At 64.7% G+C, this 21,745-nt stretch carries 22 protein-coding genes; 10 read left to right on the top strand and 12 right to left on the bottom strand.

Annotated elements, in window-relative coordinates; all coding sequences use genetic code 11:
• Window positions 1-147 precede the first annotated feature (147 nt).
• On the top strand, window positions 148-531 hold the full coding sequence (locus GOC52_RS02635) for an H-NS histone family protein (protein ID WP_010480700.1): 384 nt from the start codon (window positions 148-150) through the stop codon (window positions 529-531).
• 135 nt (window positions 532-666) lie between these two features.
• Here the strand turns inward: GOC52_RS02635 and GOC52_RS02630 are convergent, their stop codons facing one another.
• Window positions 667-1,926: a threonine/serine exporter family protein gene (locus GOC52_RS02630; RefSeq protein WP_010480697.1), complete on the bottom strand. Its 1,260-nt coding sequence runs from the start codon at window positions 1,924-1,926 to the stop codon at window positions 667-669.
• Window positions 1,927-2,018: 92 nt separating this feature from the next.
• On the opposite strand from GOC52_RS02630, the gene GOC52_RS02625 reads away from it, so the two are divergent.
• From GOC52_RS02625 to GOC52_RS02610, 4 genes are read left to right on the top strand one after another with little or no spacing between them, the layout of a single operon-like run.
• Window positions 2,019-3,140, top strand: coding sequence for an ABC transporter permease (locus tag GOC52_RS02625; RefSeq protein WP_010480695.1), 1,122 nt, complete (start codon window positions 2,019-2,021; stop codon window positions 3,138-3,140).
• A 1-nt stretch (window position 3,141) separates the two neighbouring features.
• On the top strand, window positions 3,142-3,969 hold the full coding sequence (locus tag GOC52_RS02620; protein WP_010480693.1) for an ABC transporter ATP-binding protein: 828 nt from the start codon (window positions 3,142-3,144) through the stop codon (window positions 3,967-3,969).
• 3 nt (window positions 3,970-3,972) lie between these two features.
• Window positions 3,973-4,899, top strand: a complete 927-nt coding sequence (locus tag GOC52_RS02615) for an MlaD family protein (protein WP_010480691.1) — start codon at window positions 3,973-3,975, stop codon at window positions 4,897-4,899.
• On the top strand, window positions 4,896-5,537 hold the full coding sequence (locus GOC52_RS02610) for an ABC-type transport auxiliary lipoprotein family protein (RefSeq protein WP_049455356.1): 642 nt from the start codon (window positions 4,896-4,898) through the stop codon (window positions 5,535-5,537). The genes GOC52_RS02615 and GOC52_RS02610 overlap by 4 nt, the downstream gene beginning before the upstream one ends.
• Window positions 5,538-5,541: 4 nt before the next feature.
• On the opposite strand, the gene GOC52_RS02605 is transcribed toward GOC52_RS02610, so the two are convergent.
• The 3 genes from GOC52_RS02605 to GOC52_RS02595 are packed head-to-tail and all read right to left on the bottom strand — an operon-like array spanning window position 5,542 to window position 7,539.
• Window positions 5,542-6,129, bottom strand: coding sequence for an alpha-ketoglutarate-dependent dioxygenase AlkB family protein (locus GOC52_RS02605; protein WP_057502853.1), 588 nt, complete (start codon window positions 6,127-6,129; stop codon window positions 5,542-5,544).
• Window positions 6,130-6,173: 44 nt separating this feature from the next.
• Window positions 6,174-6,806 (bottom strand): CoA transferase subunit B, encoded by a 633-nt coding sequence (locus GOC52_RS02600; protein ID WP_109814907.1) that lies wholly within the window; start codon window positions 6,804-6,806, stop codon window positions 6,174-6,176.
• Window position 6,807: 1 nt separating this feature from the next.
• Window positions 6,808-7,539: a CoA transferase subunit A gene (locus GOC52_RS02595; RefSeq protein ID WP_043398748.1), complete on the bottom strand. Its 732-nt coding sequence runs from the start codon at window positions 7,537-7,539 to the stop codon at window positions 6,808-6,810.
• A 158-nt stretch (window positions 7,540-7,697) separates the two neighbouring features.
• On the opposite strand from GOC52_RS02595, the gene GOC52_RS02590 reads away from it, so the two are divergent.
• From GOC52_RS02590 to GOC52_RS02580, 3 genes are all read left to right on the top strand, one after another.
• Window positions 7,698-10,328: an SNF2-related protein gene (locus GOC52_RS02590; RefSeq protein WP_191851395.1), complete on the top strand. Its 2,631-nt coding sequence runs from the start codon at window positions 7,698-7,700 to the stop codon at window positions 10,326-10,328.
• Window positions 10,329-10,425: 97 nt separating this feature from the next.
• Complete coding sequence (locus GOC52_RS02585) at window positions 10,426-11,772, top strand: phosphohexomutase domain-containing protein (RefSeq protein ID WP_049410544.1); 1,347 nt, start codon at window positions 10,426-10,428, stop codon at window positions 11,770-11,772.
• 12 nt (window positions 11,773-11,784) lie between these two features.
• Entirely contained in the window at window positions 11,785-13,188 is a 1,404-nt protein-coding gene (locus GOC52_RS02580; protein ID WP_049410542.1) for a mannose-1-phosphate guanylyltransferase/mannose-6-phosphate isomerase, read from the top strand.
• 136 nt (window positions 13,189-13,324) lie between these two features.
• Here GOC52_RS02580 and GOC52_RS02575 read toward each other — a convergent pair whose 3' ends face one another.
• From GOC52_RS02575 to rfbB, 8 genes are all read right to left on the bottom strand, one after another.
• Window positions 13,325-13,924, bottom strand: a complete 600-nt coding sequence (locus GOC52_RS02575; RefSeq protein ID WP_049410539.1) for a hypothetical protein — start codon at window positions 13,922-13,924, stop codon at window positions 13,325-13,327.
• Window positions 13,921-14,295 (bottom strand): GtrA family protein, encoded by a 375-nt coding sequence (locus tag GOC52_RS02570; protein ID WP_225792004.1) that lies wholly within the window; start codon window positions 14,293-14,295, stop codon window positions 13,921-13,923. The genes GOC52_RS02575 and GOC52_RS02570 overlap by 4 nt, the downstream gene beginning before the upstream one ends.
• 7 nt (window positions 14,296-14,302) lie before the next feature.
• Window positions 14,303-15,241 (bottom strand): glycosyltransferase, encoded by a 939-nt coding sequence (locus GOC52_RS02565; RefSeq protein WP_049410534.1) that lies wholly within the window; start codon window positions 15,239-15,241, stop codon window positions 14,303-14,305.
• Window positions 15,242-15,251: 10 nt separating this feature from the next.
• Complete coding sequence (locus GOC52_RS02560) at window positions 15,252-16,205, bottom strand: UDP-glucuronic acid decarboxylase family protein (protein ID WP_312543459.1); 954 nt, start codon at window positions 16,203-16,205, stop codon at window positions 15,252-15,254.
• 136 nt (window positions 16,206-16,341) lie between these two features.
• Complete coding sequence (gene rfbD / locus GOC52_RS02555) at window positions 16,342-17,247, bottom strand: dTDP-4-dehydrorhamnose reductase (protein WP_049410530.1); 906 nt, start codon at window positions 17,245-17,247, stop codon at window positions 16,342-16,344.
• Complete coding sequence (gene rfbC, locus GOC52_RS02550) at window positions 17,244-17,801, bottom strand: dTDP-4-dehydrorhamnose 3,5-epimerase (RefSeq protein ID WP_049410527.1); 558 nt, start codon at window positions 17,799-17,801, stop codon at window positions 17,244-17,246. The genes rfbD and rfbC overlap by 4 nt, the downstream gene beginning before the upstream one ends.
• Window positions 17,798-18,685 (bottom strand): glucose-1-phosphate thymidylyltransferase RfbA, encoded by an 888-nt coding sequence (gene rfbA / locus GOC52_RS02545; RefSeq protein ID WP_049410525.1) that lies wholly within the window; start codon window positions 18,683-18,685, stop codon window positions 17,798-17,800. Before rfbA ends, rfbC begins: the two co-directional genes overlap by 4 nt.
• 14 nt (window positions 18,686-18,699) lie before the next feature.
• On the bottom strand, window positions 18,700-19,755 hold the full coding sequence (gene rfbB / locus GOC52_RS02540; protein WP_049410522.1) for a dTDP-glucose 4,6-dehydratase: 1,056 nt from the start codon (window positions 19,753-19,755) through the stop codon (window positions 18,700-18,702).
• A 261-nt stretch (window positions 19,756-20,016) separates the two neighbouring features.
• Here rfbB and GOC52_RS02535 point away from each other — a divergent pair, with 261 nt between their 5' ends.
• Both GOC52_RS02535 and GOC52_RS02530 read left to right on the top strand, forming a co-directional pair.
• Entirely contained in the window at window positions 20,017-20,763 is a 747-nt protein-coding gene (locus GOC52_RS02535; protein WP_049410518.1) for an electron transfer flavoprotein subunit beta/FixA family protein, read from the top strand.
• On the top strand, window positions 20,763-21,704 hold the full coding sequence (locus GOC52_RS02530; RefSeq protein WP_049410517.1) for an electron transfer flavoprotein subunit alpha/FixB family protein: 942 nt from the start codon (window positions 20,763-20,765) through the stop codon (window positions 21,702-21,704). Before GOC52_RS02535 ends, GOC52_RS02530 begins: the two co-directional genes overlap by 1 nt.
• Window positions 21,705-21,745 lie beyond the last annotated feature (41 nt).

The following is a 21,745-nucleotide window of genomic DNA, read 5'->3' as shown; positions in this document are numbered from 1 at the left end:
CCGGTCAAAATCACCGCGACGGCGCCTGCATGCCGCCACGCCATGACCCGCCTGCATTTGTGCTGTGATTAATTCATCTCTATTCTGTCCGCCGACGCCATGGACTGGCTTGTCCCGTCCACACATTAGTTTCCGGAGTAACCGTAAATGAGCATTGACCTGACCGGCCTGTCAGCACGCGAGCTGGGCGCCCTGATCCGTACCGCCAAGAAGCAGCAGACCATCGTCGCCAAGCGCCGGCCGATCACCAAGGTCCGGGCCCAGCTGACCAAGCTGGCCAAGACCGAGGGTTACACCATCGAAGAACTGTTCGGCAGCGCCCCGGCCACGCGTGCCCGCAAGGCCGCTCCGGCCGCCAAGGCCCCGTCGAAGACCGCCGGCCGCAAGCTGGGCAAGGTTGCCCCGAAGTACCGCAACCCGGCCAACCCCAAGGAAACCTGGACCGGCCGTGGCAAGCAGCCGCGCTGGATGGCTGAGCTGACTGCCAAGGGCAACAAGAAGCCGGAAGATTTCCTGATCAAGAAGGCCTGAGGCCGGATCGGGATGCAATGAAAAACGCCGGCGAAAGCCGGCGTTTTTCATTCTTCGGTGTGTGGACCGAGGTCCACACCCACAGCAAGCAGCCCTCCCGGCGTGTGGACCAACGGTCCACACCCACCGACATCATTACAGGGTTTTGCGAGCGGGCATCAGCAGGTTGCCGAACAGCAGGCCGGCGACCAGGGCCATCACCACGTTGAGCACGGTGAGGAACACGCTCTGGCCGGCACCCACGTCCTGCTGCTGGACCAGGGTCAGCACGCCGCGCAGGCTGGTGCTGCCTGGCACCATCATGATGATGCCAGGCAGGCGGATGATCGCACCCGGGCGGCCAACGAGACGGCCGAACAGATTGCCACCGGCGGTCAGCAGCATCGCCGACAGGAAGATGCCGGCCGGCGCGCCCCAGGCGTGGCCACCGAACTTGGAGATCGCATAGCCGGCCACCGAGGCGGCGATCACCCACGGGTAATCGCGGCGGTTGGCCTTGAACAGCATCGCGAAGGCGAACGCCGCGGTCAGCAGCGAGCCCCACTCCACCCAGGGCCCCTGCGGCCGCGCCGCGCGGATCACCGGGTCGAGGCCGAGCACGTCGGCCAAGGTCACCGCGATCATCGCGCCCACACTGAGTTTCATGATGGTGGTCAGCGCACCGGCGAAGCGCGCGGTCCCCGACACCCAGTGCTGGCTGGCCAGTTCATTGACCGCATTGGTCAGCGACATGCCCGGCAGCAGCACCACCAGCGAGGCGATGATCACTGTGTTGAGGTTGAGCGCGCCGATGAAGGACGCGACCAGCGTGGCGACCAGGCCGGCCAGCAGCGCGGCCAGTGCCTCGGCTGCTTCGCGGGTGGCCGGGCGACGGTCGGTGACCATGCCGAGCAGGCCGATCATCAGGCCGATGACACCGGCGGTGGCGATGTCCAGCCACGGCAGCTTCCACATGCCGGCCACGCCGGCCGCGCCGAGGGTGAACGAAAGGATGGTGCGCAGCTTGCCGCGCCGGCCCGGATCCTTGTCCAGCTGGCGCAATGCGGTGTGGCCCTGGGCGATGCTCATCCGCCCATTGGCCACTTCCTCGGCGATATGGTCGGCGACGCTGAGCTTGTGCAGGTCGTTCTCGCCGGGCGCCAAGCGGATCACGCGGGTGATGTCACTGGAGCCGATCGCCTGCGCCGGGTCGCTGAAGCTGAGGATGATACCGGTGGGATTCGACCACGGTTCACAATCCAGATCGAGCTGGCGGGCCAGTGCCACCACCGCTGTTTCCAGGCGCTGGGCCGTTGTGCCATAGCTGTGCAGGCGTCCGGCGATCTCGGAAACGAAGGCCACGCGCTGTGCGTAGCTGGCCTGGGGCGTGGGGATCGTGTGAGCGTCTGCGGACATGCGCCGTAGTATTACCTAGGCTGGGCCTTACCGGAGAAATTCATCCGAGTTCGACGCGAAGCCCAATACAGAACGGTTATGCTGCGACCCGAATGGCCCAAGTGACCCCGAACCACGCCCCCCAGCTCGAACAGGATGCCCATGACCCGGGCGTGATCCGCCTGTCCGGCACCTGGACCTTGAAGACCGCGCTGGCCGCGGCCGAAGTCCTGCGCGGCGTTCCCGACACGCTGACCGGCATCGATGCCACCGCCATCGAGAAAATGGATTCGGCCGGCGTGCTGCAGGTGCTGCGCGTAGCCCATCGCGCCGACCTCGGCGAGGACGCACTGAAGTTCCGCCCGGATCACCAGGCACTGGTGTGCACCATCGAGGAAGTGGCCGACGACCGGCCCAAGCCCAAGCGCGACTTCGGCGTGCTGGCGGCGCTGGAACGGCTGGGTGTCAGCGTCCATGCCACCGGCCACAACATCAAGGCGCTGTGCAGTTTCCTCGGCGAGAACCTGGTCAAGGGAGCTCGCCTGGTCAAGGAACCCCGTCGCTTCCGCCTGACCGCCACCGTGCACCAGATGGAGCAGGTCGGGCTGGACGCGGTACCGCTGGTGGCGCTGCTGTCCTACCTGGTGGGCGCGGTGATCGCCTTCCTCGGCTCGACCATCCTTCGCGACTTCGGCGCCGAGATCTACGTGGTCGAGCTGGTCAACATCGCCTTCCTGCGCGAGTTCGCGGTGCTGCTGACCGCCATCGTGCTGGCCGGCCGCACCGCCAGCGCCTTCACCGCACAGATCGGTGCGATGAAAGCGCGCGAGGAAATCGATGCGATGCGGACCCTGGGCCTGGATCCGATCGACCTGCTGGTGCTGCCACGGCTGCTGGCGCTGCTGGTCACCCTGCCGCTGCTGACCTTCATTGCGATGGTGGCCGGCCTGGCTGGCGGCATCACCGTCGGTGCGTTCGACCTCGACATCCCGCCGCAGATGTACATCGCGCGCATGCACGAGACGATGGAAGTGCGGCACATGCTGGTCGGCCTGTCGAAGGCGCCGGTGTTCGCGCTGGTGATCGGCCTGATCGGCTGCCTGGAAGGCCTGAAGGTGGAAGGCACGGCGCAGTCGGTGGGCGAACGCACCACCTCCAGCGTGGTGCAGACCATCTCGCTGGTGATCATCATCGACGCCTTCGCGGCGTTGTGGTTCATGCACATGGACTGGTGACATGAGCACGCATCCGACGCCCGACGACATTCCCATGCAGGACGACGATGGCCACGACCTGGCCATCCGCGTGCGCGGGCTGGTCAACCGCTTCGGCAGCCAGACCGTGCACGAGGACCTGGACCTGGACGTGCGCCGCGGCGAAATTCTCGGCGTGGTGGGCGGCTCCGGTACCGGCAAGTCGGTACTGATGCGCTCGATCCTCGGCCTGCGCACGCCCGACGAAGGCCGGATCGAGGTGCTGGGCCGCGACGCGCGTGCCGACGATGCCGAGAGCCGCCTGCACATCGAGCGCAACACCGGCGTGCTGTTCCAGGACGGTGCGTTGTTCTCGTCGCTGACCGTAGGCGAGAACGTGCAGGTACCGTTGAAGGAGCACCACCGCGAACTGCCCGAGCGCTGGCACTACGAACTGGCGCTGCTGAAGGTGAAGCTGGCCGGCCTGCCCGCCGATGCGATCAACAAACTGCCCTCGCAGCTGTCCGGCGGCATGCGCAAGCGCGCCGGCCTGGCCCGCGCGTTGGCACTGGACCCGCCGCTGCTGTTCCTGGATGAACCGACCGCCGGACTCGACCCGATCGGCGCGGCCGCCTTCGACCGCCTGATCAAGACCCTGCAGGAAGCACTGGGGTTGACCGTGTTCCTGATCACCCACGACCTGGACACGCTGTATGCGATCTGCGACCGGGTGGCGGTGATCGCCGACCGCAAAGTGGTGGCCAACGCGCCACTGCCGGACATCGAGAAACTGGATCATCCGTGGATCCAGGAATACTTCCACGGACCGCGTGCGCGTGCCGCGCGCGGCGAACAGATCGAGAGTGCCTGAGCCATGGAAACCAAAGCCAACTACGTGCTGATCGGCGCGTTCACCCTGATCACCGGCCTGGCCCTGCTGGCCTTCGGCCTGTGGGCGGCCAAGTACTCCTCCGACCGTACCTGGCAGGAATACCGCGTGGTGTTCCGCGAGGCAGTAACTGGCCTGTCGGTGGGCAGCCCGGTGCAGTACAACGGCATCGCGGTGGGTTCGATCATCGAACTGAACCTGGTTCCGGACGACCCGCGCCAGGTGGTCGCACGCATCCGCCTGAACTCGACCACCCCGGTCAAGACCGATACCCGTGCAAAGCTGGCGATCACCAGCCTGACCGGCCCGTCGATCATCCAGCTCAGCGGTGGTACGCCGCAGTCGCCGGCACTGACCACGGTCAACAAGGACCCGGCGCCGATCATTCCAACCACGCCGTCGGCGCTGCAGAACATCACCGACGTTGCCAACCGCATCGTCGAGCGCATGGACCAGATCCTCAGCGACCGCAACGTGGCCTCGATCAACGCGACGCTGGCCAACCTGGAAACGATCAGCGGCGGCCTGGCCGACCGCGACCAGGGCACGCAGGCGCTGCTGCTCAGCGCGCGCGATGCCGCCCGCAGCCTGGACACCACGCTGAAGACCACCAATGGCACCATCGAGCGCCTGGACAAGAACCTGGTGCAGCAGCTGCCGGGCATCATCGACAAGCTCGACGCCACCCTGGCCAAGCTTGATTCGGCCGCTGGCAACGCCGACTCGATCCTTGGCGAGAACCGTGCCGCGATCAACAGCTTCGCCAACGATGGCCTCGGCCAGCTCGGCCCGACGCTGACCGAACTGCGCGGCCTGATCCGCGATCTGCGCCGGGTCAGCGACCGCCTCGAGAACAACCCCGCGCGCTACCTGCTGGGCCGCGACGCACCGAAGGAGTTCGAACCCAAATGAGCCCGACCGCCCTTCCGCGCCTGCTGCTGGCCGCTTCGATGGTCACCCTGCTGGGCGGCTGCTCCATCCTTGGCAGCAGCGAGAAAACCGCAGTGACGCTGTACTCGCCGTCCGTGCAGGTGAAGGCCGACCCGGCGTGGCCACAGGTGGGCTGGCAGCTGGTGCTGGCCAAGCCCAGCGCCGCGCGCATGGTCGACAGCCCGCGTATCAACGTGCGGCCGACGCCGTCGCAGATGGAGATCTACAAGGGGGCCAGCTGGGCACAGCCGGCCACCGACATGATCGAGGACACCCTGCTGCGTGGCTTTGAGGACTCCGGCCGCATCCGTGGCGTGGCGCGCAGCAGTGCCGGCATCCGTGCCGACTACAAGCTGTCCACCGATGTGCGCCGCTTTGAATCGGACTACCTGGGCCAGGCCACGCCGACCGTGGTGATCGAGGTCAACGCCAAGCTGATCCATGTGGCCGACCAGCGCGTGGTCGCCGACCGTACCTTCCGCCAGGCACAGCCGGTCGGCAGTACCGACGTGCCGGCGGTTGCCGCCGCGTTCGAGCGCGGCCTGCAGCAGCTGGCACAGGAGATGGTGGGCTGGACGCTGACAAGCGGGCAGGCCGACCAGCCGACCGTCGCGCGCTGACCGGTCAGCGTGGCGTAATCCAGCGGAACGTCAGGTTGATCCGTTCACCCTGCACCCGTGCCATCTTCGGCAGCGCGTGCTGGTAGAACCGCTGTGTCTGCCCCGCCATCACCAGCAGATCGCCATGGCCGAGCAGGTACTCGGCCTTCCGCGCCGGGTCATCGCGCCGGCGCAGCAGGAAGCGGCGCGCCGCGCCCAGGCTCAGCGAAGCAATCACCGGGGTCGGCCCCAGCTCTGGCTCGTCATCGCTGTGCCAGCCCATGTAGTCGCCACCGCCGCGATAGCGGTTCAGCAGCACGCTGTTGAAGCGGCCGATGCCCTCCGCCTGCAGGCGCCCGCGCATGGCCTGCAACGCGGGTGGCCAGGGGTGCGGCACGAATTCAGCCCCGGAATAGCGGTAGCGCGCCAGCGGATCGCCGATCCAGCAACTCAGCCGCGGCGAATCCACCCAGTTGCCGAACATGCGGATGCGATGGACCTCCCAAGGCACATCAGCCTGCAGCACGGACATCAGCGCGTCCGCGTCGGCCGGGGCCAGCCAACCCCGCAGGTGCTGGACGTCAGCATCAGGAAGATCGTCGGGGAACAGCATCGCGTGCCTTCCGGAAAGGGGCGGCCTGCAGCCGCCCCGGGACATCAAGCGCGCTGGAACGCAACGCCGGTCTTTTCCTTCAACTCGTCATCGCTGACACCGGGTGCGGCTTCCACCAGCAGCAACCCCTTGTCGGTGACATCGAACACGGCCAGGTCGGTGATGATGCGGTCGACCACGCCGACACCGGTCAACGGCAGCGTGCATTCGGTCAGGATCTTGTGCTCGCCGTTCTTGGCGGTGTGCTCCATCAGCACCACCACGCGCTGCACGCCGGCCACCAGGTCCATCGCACCGCCCATGCCCTTGACCATCTTGCCGGGCACCATCCAGTTGGCCAGGTCACCCTTGTCGGTGACCTGCATGGCGCCGAGGATAGCCAGGTTCACATGGCCACCGCGGATCATCGCGAAGCTGTCGTGGCTGCCGAAATAGCTGGCACCGGCACGCGCGGTGACGGTCTGCTTGCCGGCATTGATCAGGTCGGCGTCCACTTCGGCATCGGTCGGGAACGGACCGATGCCGAGCAGGCCGTTTTCCGACTGCAGCCACACGTCCACCCCTTCGGGGATGTGGTTGGCAACCAGGGTCGGCAGGCCGATGCCCAGGTTCACGTACGCACCATCGGTCAGTTCGCGGGCGGCACGTGCCGCCATCTCATCGCGGGTCCACGCCATGTCAGTTGCCCTCCGCGCGGATGGTGCGCTGTTCGATACGCTTTTCAGGATGCGGGTTGTGCACGATGCGGTGTACGTAGATGCCCGGCAGGTGCACCTGGTCCGGATCAATCGCGCCGACCGGCACCACCTCCTCCACTTCCACGATGCAGACCTTGCCGGCCATCGCGCAAGCCGGATTGAAGTTGCGCGCGGTCTTGCGGAACACCAGGTTGCCCGCTTCGTCGGCCTTCCACGCCTTGACCAGCGCCACGTCGGCGCGCAGCGCGGTTTCCATCACGTAGTGCTTGCCGTCGAACTCGCGGGTTTCCTTTCCTTCAGCCACCACGGTGCCATAGCCGGTGGCGGTGAAGAACGCCGGAATGCCTGCACCGCCGGCACGCAGGCGCTCGGCCAGGGTGCCCTGCGGGTTGAATTCCAGCTCGAGCTCGCCGGCCAAGAACTGGCGCTCGAATTCCTTGTTCTCGCCCACATAGGACGAAATCATCTTCCTGATCTGCCGGGTTTCCAGCAGCTGGCCCAGGCCGAAACCATCAACGCCGGCATTGTTGGAGATCACGGTCAGGCCCTTGGCGCCGCTGTCGCGCAGCGCGGCGATCAGTGCCTCGGGAATGCCACACAGGCCGAAGCCGCCCACGGCCAGCGTCTGGCCATCGGCGACCACCCCTTGCAGGGCCTCCGCCGCACTGGCGAAGCGCTTGCTGCGCTTGCCGGTGGAAGTCGATTGCTGCATTGCTGTACTACCCTGCACGTTGAGGATGACCGCATTCTAGCTGGAGGGCGGCGAAGGGCCTGGATGCGCCGCAGCATTGCACGGGCATCGCACAGGGTTCCGTAGAATGCCGGGTTCCCCTGCCAATGGCCGGCCCCGTGCCCGCCCCACCCTCGTTGATGGCCCATACCTACACCGAAGAAGACCTGCTCCGCTGGATGAAAGGCCGGACGCTGGAAATGAGCGACCATGGCCTGTCGGAAGTCCACAACATGCGTCTGTTCGGTGACATTCTGGTCGCTGAGGTAAAGATCCCGGCCAAGTACTCCTACCGGGTGGAGATCGACCTGGCCGCCAGCCTTCGCCATCCGCGCAGCCTGCTGCGCAACCGGTGTTCCTGCCTGCTCGGCCACGACTGCATGCACGTGGCGGCTGTGCTGGCGCAGATGCTGCAGCAGATCGACCATACGCCCCCCATGCCCGACGACAGCAGCACGCTGCCAACGCTGCTGATCCGTTCGATGACGCCCGTCCTGCGCCTGCACACGGTCGAGTTCCGTCCGCCGTGGCTCGGCCCCCGCGACCCTTCGCAATGGGCCGATATCGCGACCGTGGCCTTCGAATACGACGAGCACGTGCGGTTCCTGGATGATCCGAGCCTGTTCGCACACGATCCGGAGGGCCAGCTCGCCCTGCTGCCCCGCGACCTGGTTGAGGAGTCACGGCGCGAGGCCGAGCTGCGCACGGTGGGACTGCATCGCGACACGGAGCCACGGGCGCCATTGGACGGCGCAGGCCCGCAGTTCCAGCTGCGCACCCATGACTGGACACGGTTCCTGCTGGACGACGTGCCGCGCCTGGAAGCCCTGGGCTGGAAAGTGGAGACGGACGACGATTTCCGCCATCGCATCACCCGGGTGGATGAGATCGGCCTGGACATCCAGGCCGACCCGGCGGATGCGGGCTGGTTCAACCTGGGCCTGGACATCCAGGTGGAAGGCCGCAACGTGTCGATGGTTCCGTTGCTGCAGCAGGTGCTGCAGTCCGATCCCCGCTGGATGCGTGGCCAGCTGGACGCCATCGGCGATGACGAGAACATCCTGTTGATGGCAGGCGACAACACCCGCCTGGCACTGCGGGCCGCGCGACTGAAACCGATCATGGCCCTGCTGGCGGACCTGTTCGCCCAGCGTGGCGCGCCGCTGCGCTTGTCAGCGCTTGACCGTGGCCGCCTGCAGGCGCTGCGGGATACGGCGCGCCTGCAGTTCCGGGGGCGCAAGGACACCCAGGCACTGGTGCAGCGCCTGATGCAGGCACCCGCACTGGGTGAAGTGCCGCCACCGGCGGGGCTGGTGGCGACGCTGCGTCCCTATCAGCGTGAAGGCCTGTCGTGGCTGCAGTACCTGCGCCAGCAGGGTCTGGGCGGCGTGCTGGCCGATGACATGGGGCTGGGCAAGACCCTGCAGACGCTGGCGCATCTGCTGGTCGAGAAGGAAAGTGGCCGCTTGGACCGGCCGGCGCTGCTGGTGGTGCCGACCTCGCTGCTGCACAACTGGCAGAGCGAAGCCGCACGCTTCACCCCTGGCCTGCGGGTGCTGACCCTGCACGGACCGACGCGCGAAGCACTGTTCGAGGCGATTCCCGAGCATGATCTTGTGCTGACCACGTATCCCCTGCTGTGGCGCGACGAGCAGGCGCTGCAGGCACATGCCTACCATCTGCTGATTCTGGATGAAGCCCAGCAGGTGAAGAATCCGAAGTCACGTGCGGCCATTACCCTGCGCACGCTGCAGGCCCGCCATCGCCTGTGCCTGACCGGCACGCCACTGGAGAACCATCTGGGCGAGCTGTGGACGCAGTTCGACTTCCTGCTGCCCGGCCTGCTCGGCAGCGAAAAGCAGTTCAACCAGCATTGGCGCCATCCGATCGAACGCGGCAGCGACCACCGTCGCGCCACGTTGCTGGCGCAGCGTCTGCGTCCCTTCATCCTGCGCCGGCGCAAGGACCAGGTCGCGTCAGAGCTTCCGCCCAAGACCCTCATTACCCGTGCGGTGGACATGGAAGGCGGCCAGCGTGATCTCTATGAAACCGTGCGTGCAGCGATGGAAAAGCAGGTGCGCGAGGCCATCAGCGGCAGCGGGCTGGCGCGCAGCCATATCGTGGTGCTGGATGCCCTGCTGAAGCTGCGCCAGGTCTGCTGCGATCCGCGCCTGCTGCCGGGCGACACCCCGGCACGCAATGCCGGCTCGGCCAAGCTGGAGCTGCTGCGCGACATGCTGCCGTCGATGGTCGAGGAAGGCCGGCGGGTCCTGGTGTTCTCGCAGTTCACCGGCATGCTGGCACTGATCGCACAGGCGCTGGAGGAGCTCGGGCTGGCCTATGTGACCCTGACCGGCGACACCCAGGACCGGGCTACGCCGGTGCAGCGCTTCATGCAGGGCGAGGTGCCGGTGTTCCTGATCAGCCTGAAGGCAGGTGGCGTCGGGTTGAACCTGACCGCCGCCGACACCGTCATCCACTTCGACCCCTGGTGGAACCCGGCGGCCGAAAACCAGGCCAGTGACCGCGCCCATCGCATCGGCCAGCAGCAGCCGGTGTTCGTTTACCGGCTGATCGCCGCAGGCAGCATTGAAGAACGGATCGCCGAGCTGCAGGAACGCAAGGCCACGCTGGCCGACTCGATTCTGGAAGGCGGCGGCAGCACGGGGCCACGCTTCAGCGAGGAAGACGTGCAGGCGCTGCTGGCGCCGTTGCCGGGCCTGCCCGGCAAACGTTCCCGTAAAGCGGGCAAACGGTCGACGCGAGCCTGACCCCCGAACGCCAGTCAGGTGGCGTTCCCCGATGGAAACGATTCCCATACGGGACTGGGACTACAATTGGGGGCTGAGCTCACAAAGGATCTGATCGATGCCCCTGCCCGCCTTCAAGGCCTACGATATCCGCGGCCGTGTGCCGGAAGAACTGAACGAAGACCTGGCCCGCCGCATCGGCGTCGCCCTGGCCGCACAGCTCGCTCCCGGTCCGGTGGTCCTCGGCCACGATGTGCGCCTGACCAGCCCGGCGCTGCAGGATGCGCTGGCCGCAGGCCTGCGTGGTACCGGCCGCGAGGTGATCGACATCGGCCTGTGCGGCACCGAAGAGGTCTACTTCCAGACCGATCACCTCGGTGCGGCCGGCGGCGTGATGGTGACCGCCAGCCACAACCCGATGGACTACAACGGGATGAAGCTGGTCAAGGAGAATGCCCGTCCGATCAGCTCCGATACCGGCCTGTTCGCGATTTCCGACGCGGTCGCCGTCGATACGTCCGAGGCCCAGCCGCCGCGCGCCGGGCAGACCGCCCAGCATGACAAGAGCGCCTACATCCAGCACCTGCTCAGCTATGTCGATGCCAGCAAGCTCACGCCGCTGAAGCTGGTGGTGAATGCCGGCAACGGCGGCGCGGGCGCCATCGTCGACCTGCTGGCACCGCACCTGCCGTTCGAGTTCATCCGCATCTGCCACGAACCCGACGGCAACTTCCCCAACGGCATTCCCAACCCGCTGCTGCCGGAAAACCGTGCCGCCACTGCCGACGCCGTGCGCGAGCATGGTGCTGACTTCGGCATCGCCTGGGACGGCGACTTTGATCGCTGCTTCTTCTTCGATCACACCGGCCGCTTCATCGAGGGCTATTACCTGGTCGGCCTGCTGGCCAAGGCTATCCTCGCGCGCAATCCCGGCGGCAAGGTCGTGCACGACCCTCGCCTGGTCTGGAACACCGTGGAGATGGTGGAGCAGGCGGGCGGCGTACCGGTGCTGTGCAAGAGCGGCCATGCCTTCATCAAGGAAAAGATGCGCGCCGAGGATGCGGTGTATGGCGGCGAGATGAGCGCCCACCACTACTTCCGCGAATTCGCCTATGCCGACTCCGGCATGATCCCGTGGCTGCTGATCGCCCAGCTGATTTCCGAAAGCGGCCGCTCGCTGGCCGACTGGGTCGAAGACCGCATGGCGGCCTATCCGTGCAGTGGCGAGATCAACTTCAAGGTGGCCGATGCCAAGGCCGCTGTGGCCCGCGTCATGGCGCACTTCGCGGCGCAAGCGCCGGTACTGGACCACACCGACGGCATCAGTGCCGACTTCGGCGACTGGCGCTTCAACCTGCGCAGCTCCAACACCGAGCCGCTGCTGCGCCTGAACGTTGAAGCCCGCGGCGACGCAGGGCTGATGCAGGCCCGCACTGATGAAATTTCCCACCTCCTTCAGCAGTAACCAAGGACGACCATGAGCATCATCCAGCCCGTCATTCTGTCCGGTGGCTCCGGCACCCGCCTGTGGCCGCTGTCGCGCGAGTCCTACCCCAAGCAGTTCCTGCCGTTGGCCAGCGAGCTGACGATGCTGCAGGCCACCTGGCAGCGCGTCGCTCCCATCGCCGCGCATGGCCCGCTGGTGATCGCCAACGAGGAGCACCGCTTCGTCGCTGCCGAGCAGCTGCAGCAGGTCGGCGCCGAGCCGGCTGGCATCATCCTGGAGCCGGTGGGCCGCAATACGGCGCCGGCGATCGCGGTCGCAGCCCTGGAGGCCACCCGCGACGGCGCCGATGCGCTGCTGCTGGTGCTGCCCTCGGACCATGTGATCACCGATGAGGCCGCATTCCGCGCAGTCGTGCAGGCTGCAGCCAGCGCTGCCGAGGCCGGCAAGCTGGTGACCTTCGGCATCGTGCCGAGCGGTCCGGAAACCGGCTACGGCTATATCAAGGCCGCCGATGGGCAGGGCCTGCGTGCGGTCGAGCGCTTTGTCGAAAAGCCCGACCTTGAGACCGCCACCGGTTACGTCAGCAGCGGCCAGTATTACTGGAACAGCGGCATGTTCCTGTTCAAGGCCTCGCGCTACCTGCAGGAACTTGAGCACTTCCAGCCCGACATGCTGGCCGGCAGCCGCCAGGCCTGGCAGCAGGCCCGTCGCGATTCGGATTTCACCCGTCTGGACAAGGACGCCTTCGCTGCGGTTCCTTCCGACTCCATCGACTACGCGGTGATGGAAAAAACCGCAGACGCCGTGGTGATTCCGCTGGACGCCGGCTGGAACGATGTCGGCTCGTGGACGGCGCTGCGCGATGTCTCGCAGCAGGACGGCGATGGCAACGCCCACCAGGGCGATGTGATCGCCATCGACTGCCGCAACACCTATGCCTATGCACAGCGCCTGGTGGCACTGGTCGGCCTGGATGACGTGATCGTCGTCGAGACCGACGACGCGGTGCTGGTCGGCAAGGCCGATCGCATGCAGGAGGTCAAGACCGTTGTCGCCCAACTGAAGGCCGAAGGCCGCAGCGAGGCCGCCTGGCATCGCAAGGTCTACCGCCCGTGGGGCGCCTACGATTCAATCGATAACGGCGAGCGTTTCCAGGTCAAGCGCATCACGGTCAAGCCCGGCGGCACGCTCAGCCTGCAGATGCATCATCATCGCGCCGAACACTGGATCGTGGTCAGCGGCACCGCAGAAGTGACCCGCGGCGACGAAGTGATCCTGCTCAGCGAGAACCAGAGCACCTACATCCCGCTGGGCGTGACTCACCGCCTGCGCAACCCCGGAAAACTGCCGCTGGAACTGATCGAAGTACAGTCGGGCAGCTACCTGGGCGAGGATGACATCGTGCGGTTCGAGGATACCTACGGGCGCAGCTGAGGTGGGTTGCCAATCCTGCAACCGGCCAAGGGCGTTACAGAGAAAAGCCAGGGTCAATGACCCTGGCTTTTTCGTTGATCAGTTGCAAAGTTGAGACCACTAAGGGTGTGTCAGGCTGACAACCGAAAAAGCGACACTATTGGCACCGGTAGTCTTTGCTCATCTGACTGTCTCGGAATGGATCAGTAAGCGCATCGGTGTACTGACCCATCAACAGCCTATGAGTCGGCAGCAGATTCTTCCTGTAGAAACGACTGAAAGATGCCAACCTCTCACCGCGCTCCGTCAACTTCACGCAACCGCGCTGGATCTCGATGGTGCCGGACTGCAACTGCTCCGTCAGGCGCACTTCTACCAGGTGGTGCTCTCGCACGTACTCATCCGTAAAAACTTCACGGAACGCATCCTCCCGGATCCCTCCCCCTCGCTGCTGCAACTTCTCAAGAATGTAAAACGACAGCGAACGATCAATGACGGTCGGCACTGAAATTGCGAACAAGTACCCGCCAAGCAACCAGATCGTAGCGAGCTGAATCAACTCGAGCTTGCTGAATTCACTGAACCATTTGAATAAATGAAGCGTGCCAAACACGAGTACCAATGCGATCGCCGCATCAAGCACGCTGGCATAGAAAACTACGTTGACCCGGAAGTACCGCATATGGATGTAGTACGTGAGCAGCAGCGCAACAATGAAGACGGCAGTTGCCAAACCTGCCCGCAAGTACTTGTTCATTTGAACACCAAAAGTTTATTCGCTATGAAACTGAAAGCCATCTGCACCGCAGTTGCTATGAGAAATCCAATGCGATAGTCGTATCCCAATCGATCTGCCCAGATGTACATCACCAGGGCATGCAACGCTGCTATCGCAACATACACGACCAGGAACAGCGAGCCCTGCTTGAGCAGACTGCCCTGCTGACCGTGGAAGACGAAATAGCGATTACCGACGAAGGAGACAGCGATACCGAAAACTGCGGCTATCGCATTGGCAATGCCCGCGACAGGAATCTGGAGAACTTCAATATTGAAATGCAGCACCCCGTAGTGCACGACCGTAGCTACGACTCCGTTGATGACGTAGCGAACGAACTGGCCGGACAACAGTCGCTCACTGCCGGCCGGCATACTGAATCTCTGCAACGAACTCCCGGTAGCTCCCTGCAACCAAGACGCCCCCGCTACGGATCATGCCCGAAAGCATCAGAATGATCAGCGTCAACGCAGCGGTCTGCAGAAACACCAGCAAGAGGATTCCAAACGCAAGAGAAAACCAACCCGGAGTCGCAAACCCGAGAGCTTTAAGGAGCAGAGCAAGAACGCCACCGCAGACCGATAGTCCTGCAACCAGTGTGCACGCAATACCCACACGCACGAGCACGTCCTCCGCAAAGACCATCAGCGCACGGAAGCCATGCAATGCCAAACCGACGAAATTCATCTTGCTGCGGCCCGCATAACGCGGCCCCCGATCCAGCGAGCAGGTCTGCACCCGCAACTTCGACCCCAGCACAGCAGCAGCGACGTGAGTCCACAACTCCTGCATCGAGGCCAGTCGACGGACTGCAGGCATCTTGGCTGCCATGAAGTTGCCAAAACTGATCCGGCGCCCACTGAGAAGCGAGAACAGCATCTTGTATACAACATAGAAAGCCTTGAACTTCAAGGATTCCACTCGACTTTTCCGACTCGCGACGACCACATCCACCTCGGGCGAATCCAGCGCTGAAACCAGCTCGGTCATGCTTTCCGGCGTATCTTCGCCATCGGAATCCATGGCAACTACAACCACATCATCCCCGAAGTGCTCGGCTACATAACTAAGACCAATTGCGATCGCGCGTTGATGCCCTACATTGCGGCGCAACTTGATCACCACACCATCAAGGGCCGCAGCCCGAATTGCCGAAACATCAAGGGGCTGACGCACGGATCCGTCATCGACAGCCACGATGTAGGTGTCGAGCCCCTGCGTTCGGGCAATCTCAAGGAACAACTTGGATGACGCTTCCAAGTCCTCGTACACGGGCATCACCACGACCTTGCGCATCAGTTCTTCCTCATGCCTGCAGGCGGTGACGGAAATATGCGATGGTTTCCTTCAGGCCATCCTCAAGACAGACCTTCGGCTCCCAGTCGAACGTTGACTTTGCAAGACTGATGTCGGGCTGACGCTGTTTCGGATCGTCCGAAGGCAACGGGCGGAACTCGATGGTCGAGTGCCCGCCGACAAGGCGCAGAACCGTCTCAGCCAGCTCCAGCATCGTAAATTCGCCGGGATTGCCGATGTTGACTGGACCAGTGAAATCGGCGGGGGAATCCATCAGACGCAACATCCCCTCCACCAGGTCATCGACATAGCAGAAGCTACGGGTCTGTGTACCATCGCCGTAGATCGTAATAGGCTCACCTTTGAGCGCCTGTACAATGAAATTGCTCACCACCCGCCCATCACTTGGATGCATGCGCGGGCCATAGGTATTGAAGATCCGCATCACCTTGATCTCCAACTGATGTTGACGCCAGTAGTCGAAGAACAAGGTCTCCGCACAGCGCTTGCCCTCGTCATAACAGCTGCGGATGCCGATCGGGTTCACGCGTCCCCAGTAGCCTTCGACCTGCGGATGGATCTCGGGATCACCGTAGACCTCGCTGGTACTTGCCTGGAGGATGCGCGCCCCAACACGCTTGGCCAGGCCAAGCATGTTGATGGCTCCGTGGACACTGGTCTTGGTGGTCTGCACCGGATCGTACTGATAATGCACGGGCGAGGCGGGGCAAGCCAGGTTGAAGATGCGGTCCACTTCGACATACAGGGGAAATGTGACGTCGTGTCGCATCAACTCAAAGCGGGGATGGTCCAGCAGACCCTGAACATTGGCCTTGCTTCCGGTGTAGAAATTGTCCACGCAGAGAACATCGTGCCCAGCCTCGATCAGCCGATCGCAAAGGTGGGAACCGAGGAAACCGGCACCACCGGTAACCAGAATGCGTTTTTGCTCTTCAAGTTTCAAAGCTGACCTCGGCATTTTGAAGTTGCGACCATGGAGGCGAATGGGACTGTACACATGGATAGGCACAGACTGATCGCGGTGATTGTATGCGAAAACAAGGAGTCGCCTCCGGCAAACCGAGCGTACTCCCCACACCTCAGCCGTTGGCCGGTACCAGCTCAGTCATCACCCGCTTCAGGCCATCCTGCCAGGCCGGCAGCACGATGCCGAAATCCTGCTGCAGCTTGCGGTTGTCCAGCACCGACCAGGCCGGACGTTTGGCCGGGGTCGGATACTCGGAACTGGGAATCGCCTCGACCGACGGCGCCTTCGACAGCACGCCCGAAGACAGAGCCTCCGCGAAGATCGCCTCGGCAAAACCGTGCCAGCTGGTCTGGCCACTGGCGGTCAGGTGCCAGGTACCGGACAACGGATCCGGATACTGCAGCGCCTGCGCAGTGACATCGGCGATCAGCGCGGCCGGGGTCGGCGTGCCGATCTGGTCGGCCACCACACGCAGCTGGTCGCGCTCGGCGCCCACCCGCAACATCGTGCGCAGGAAATTGGCACCGTGCGAGGCATACACCCACGCCGTGCGGAAGATCAGGTGACGACCACCGGCGGCGCGCACGGCGTCTTCGCCATCCCGCTTGCTGGTGCCATAGACGCCCAGCGGCGCGGTCGCTTCGTCTTCGCGGTAGGGCGCACTGCCCTGACCGTCGAACACGTAGTCGGTGGAGTAATGCACGAAGGGCACGCCATGCGCCGCGCACCAGCGCGCGATCACACCCGGTGCCTGCGAGTTGGCCGCGAACGCGGCCTCGGCGTCCTGTTCGGCGCGATCCACCGCCGTGTAGGCCGCGGCATTGACCACCACCGACGGCCGCAGCCGGTCCAGCAGGGCTGTCAGGCTGTCAGGCTGGCCGAAATCAGCGGTTTCACAGGGGCTGCCATCAGGCAGGACGCCGCTACGGGTGGTTGCAACCACCTTGCCCAGGGGCGCCAGCGCGCGCAGCAGCTCCTGGCCGACCTGGCCGTTGCCGCCAAAGACCAGCACGGTCATGGCGCGTAAACCGGCAGGCGGTCTTCGGCAATGTCCTTCAGGAAGAGCGCGTTCTCGTCCTTGGCCGACAGCGTCGGTGCACTGACCGGCCAGTCCACGGCGATATCCGCATCGTTCCAGCGCACGCCTGCATCGAAGTCCTTCAGGTAGACCTCGGTGCACAGATAGCTGAACACCGCGCGCTCGGACAGTACGGCAAAGCCGTGGGCGAAGCCTTCCGGAATCCAGAACTGCTTCTTGTTCTCCGCGCTCAGCACCACCGCTTCCCACTGGCCGAAGGTCGGCGAGCCGCGGCGGATGTCCACGGCCACGTCATAGACCTCGCCTTCCAGCACGCTGACCAGCTTGCCCTGCGGGCGCGGCCACTGGTAATGCAGGCCACGCAGCACGCCCTGCGCCGAGGTGGACACATTGCTCTGCACGAAACGATCCGGCAGGCCCAGCGCGGCGAAACGCTCGGCATTCCAGGTTTCAAAGAAATAACCGCGGGCATCGCCGAACACGGCCGGCTCGATCACCACGCAGCCGGGCAACTTGGTTTCAATCACTTTCACGGAACGACTCCACGCTGGGCGAGCGTGTGCAGGTACTGGCCGTAGCCATTCTTGATCAACGGCGCAGCCAGCGCCTCCAGCTGCTCGGCATTGATCCAGCCTCGGCCGAACGCGATTTCTTCCGGGCAGCAGACCTGCAGGCCCTGGCGGGTCTGGATGGTCTCGATGAAGTTGGAGGCTTCCAGCAGCGACTGGTGAGTGCCGGTATCCAGCCAGGCATAGCCACGGCCGAGCGCTTCCAGGTGGAGGTTACCCTCGGCCAGATAGCGATTGTTGAGATCGGTGATCTCCAGCTCGCCACGCGGCGACGGCTTCAGTTCGGCGGCGTGCGCGCTGGCGTTGCTGTCGTAGAAATACAGGCCGGTGACCGCATAGTTCGAGCGCGGGTTTTCAGGCTTCTCCACCAGGTCGATGACCTTGCCGCTCTTGTCGAACTCGGCCACGCCGTAGCGTTCCGGGTCGTTCACCCAGTAGCCGAACACGGTGGCGCCATCCACGCGCTGGTCGGCACGCTTGAGCACGTCGCGCAGGCCGTGGCCGTGGAAGATGTTGTCGCCCAGCACCAGGCAGCTCGGCTTGCCGGCGACGAAGTCGCGGCCGATCAGGTAGGCCTGGGCCAGGCCATCCGGACTCGGCTGCACCGCGTACTGGATGTCCATGCCCCATTGCGAACCGTCGCCCAGCAGCTGCTGGAACAGCGCCTGTTCGTGCGGAGTATTGATGATCAGCACTTCGCGGATGCCCGCCAGCATCAGCACGCTGAGCGGGTAGTAGATCATCGGCTTGTCGTACACCGGCAACAGCTGCTTGCTGACGCCCTTGGTGATCGGATACAGCCGGGTGCCGGAACCGCCGGCCAGGATGATGCCCTTACGTTGCGTCATGTTATCTCCCGGCCTCAGGCGGCAGTGCCGATGCGCTGCAGGCGGTAGCTGCCATCCAGCACGCCGTTGACCCATTCCTGGTTGTCCAGGTACCAGTCGACGGTGAACGTGATGCCCTGCTCGAAGGTGTAGGCCGGTTCCCAGCCCAGGTCGTTCTTCAGCTTGGAGGCATCGATCGCATAGCGGCGGTCATGGCCGGGGCGGTCGGTGACGTAGGTGATCTGGCTGCTGCGCGGCTGTCCATCCGCGCGCGGGCGGCGCTGGTCCAGCAGCGCACAGATGGCCTGCACCACTTCGATGTTCTGCTTTTCCGAGTTGCCGCCGACGTTGTAGGTCTCGCCGACCTGGCCCTTGGCCAGCACGGTGCGGATCGCTTCGCAGTGGTCGGAAACGAACAGCCAGTCGCGCACCTGCTTGCCATCGCCGTACACCGGCAGCGGCTCGCCAGCCAGCGCCTTGGCGATCACCAGCGGGATCAGCTTCTCGGGGAAGTGGTACGGGCCATAGTTGTTGGAGCAGTTGGTGGTCAGTACCGGCAGCCCGTAGGTGTGGTGGAAGGCACGGACCAGATGGTCCGAAGCGGCCTTCGACGCCGAGTACGGCGAATTCGGGGCGTACGGTGTGGTTTCGCTGAACTTGCCGGTCTCGCCCAGGGTGCCGTACACCTCGTCGGTGGACACGTGCAGGAAGCGGAAGGCCGCGCCCTGTTCGTCCGGCAGCGCCTTCCAGTAGTCACGGACCGCTTCCAGCAGGCCCAGGGTGCCCACCACATTGGTCTGGATGAAGGCACCGGGACCGTCGATGGAGCGGTCAACGTGGCTTTCGGCGGCGAAGTTCACCACGGCATCCGGCCGGTGTTCGGCCAGCAGGTTCGCGACCAGGGCCTGGTCGCCGATATCGCCCTGCACGAACAGGTGGTTGGGGTTGCCGTCCAGGCTGGACAGGGTCTTCAGGTTGCCGGCGTAGGTCAGCACATCGAGGTTGATGACCTTGACGCCGCGCGCGACGGCCTCGAGAACGAAGTTACCGCCAATGAATCCGGCGCCGCCGGTGACAAGCCATGTGGGCACTACCTGTTCTCCTGATCGAAATTCACCCAAGGAGCGCCCATGAGCGCCCCGGCACAGCGGCACAGGATACATGCCGATGGCCTTCACGACTGCTTGCGTGACGTGAACACGAGCTCGCGAAGTGCATTTTTGCCGCGCCGCAACATAACCATACGCATTCGCATGGTCACCCCAAGCCAGCTAGAATCGGGGTCCCACCCCCGAACCGGTTGCTGTTCCAGGACCGGACGTTCTCCCTGTTACTGAAGGACCCCGTACCAGATGAAAATCCTCGTCGCGTACAAGCGCGTGGTGGACTACAACGTCCGCATTCAGGTCAAGCCGGACGGTTCCGGCGTGGTCACCGACGGCGTCAAGCTGTCCCCCAACCCCTTCGATGAAATCGCCCTGGAAGAAGCCTTGCGCCTGCGCGACAAGGGCATCGCCAGCGAAGTCGTGGTTGCCACCATCGCTCCGGCCGACGCCCAGGCGCACCTGCGCAACGGCCTGGCCATGGGCGCCAACCGCGCCATCCATGTCGTCACCGACCAGGCCATCCAGCCGCTGACCGCGTCGCGCATCCTGCTCAAGCTGATCGAGAAGGAACAGCCGGACCTGGTGATCCTCGGCAAGCAGGCCATTGACGACGACGCCAACCAGACCGGCCAGATGCTGGCCACGCTGTGGGGCCGCCCGCAAGCGACCTTCGCCAGCAAGCTGGAGATTGCCGACGGCAAGGCCACGGTGACCCGTGAAGTCGACGCCGGCCTGGAAACACTGGAAGTGGATCTGCCGGCCGTGGTCACCACCGACCTGCGCCTGAACGAGCCGCGCTTCATCAAGCTGCCGGACATCATGAAGGCCAAGGCCAAGCCGCTGGAAACCCTGCAGCTGGCCGACCTCGGCGTTGAAGCCGCCGACACCTTCAAGACCACCCAGTACGCCGCGCCGTCCAAGCGCAGCAAGGGTGTGATGGTCAAGGACGCGGCCGAACTGATTGCCGCACTCAAGCAGAAGGGGCTGCTGTAATGAGCAAGATTCTCGTCATCGCCGAGCACCACGACGGCAAGCTCAACGCCGCCACCGCCAAGACCGTCAGTGCCGCCGCCGCCATCAGCGGTGCCAGCATCGACGTGCTGGTGCTGGCCGCCGACCCGGCCGCCGTCGCCGCCGAAGCCGCGAAGATCGCTGGCGTCGCCAAGGTCCTGACCGTGGCCAATGCCGCCAACGCGCAGGCCATCGCCCAGGTACTGGCACCGCAGATCGCGCAGCTGGCCAAGGGCTATACCCATGTGTTCGGCCCGTCGACCACCTTCGGCAAGGACCTCATGCCGTGCGTGGCCGCCCTGCTCGGCGTCAACCAGGTCTCCGATCTGATGAGCGTCGAAGGCAGCCACACCTTCAAGCGCCCGATCTATGCCGGCAACGCGATCATCACCGTGGAAGCACCGGCCGACCAGATCGTAGTCGCCACCGTGCGCGCCGCGTCCTGGCCGGAAGCTGCCCAGGGCGGCAGCGCCGCCATCGAAGCAGCCAGCGTTGACGCTGCCCTGCCGACCCATACTCGCTTCGTCGGCCTGGCCGCCGGTGCCAGCGACCGCCCGGACCTGCAGAGCGCCAAGCGCGTGGTCTCCGGCGGCCGTGGTGTCGGTTCGGAAGAGAACTTCAAGGTCATCTTCCAGCTGGCCGACAAGCTCGGTGCCGCCGTGGGTGCCTCGCGTGCCGCGGTCGACGCCGGCTACGTGCCCAGCGACCTGCAGGTCGGCCAGACCGGCAAGATCATCGCGCCGGAGCTGTACGTGGCCGTGGGTATCAGCGGTGCCATCCAGCACCTGACCGGCATCAAGGATGCCGGCACGATTGTCGCGATCAACAAGGACGGCGACGCGCCGATCTTCGAGATCGCCGATATCGGCCTGGTGGGGGATCTGTTTGCGATCCTGCCGGAGCTGGAAAAGGCACTAAGCTGATGCTTTGGGCAGGGCACCCCCAGGGTGCCCTGCTTCCAGCA

The organism is Stenotrophomonas sp. SXG-1, from assembly GCF_014083965.1.
Classification (GTDB): domain Bacteria; phylum Pseudomonadota; class Gammaproteobacteria; order Xanthomonadales; family Xanthomonadaceae; genus Stenotrophomonas; species Stenotrophomonas geniculata.
The sequence above is the reverse complement of the archived record's forward strand: the minus strand, read 5'-3'. Positions and strand labels throughout refer to the sequence as shown.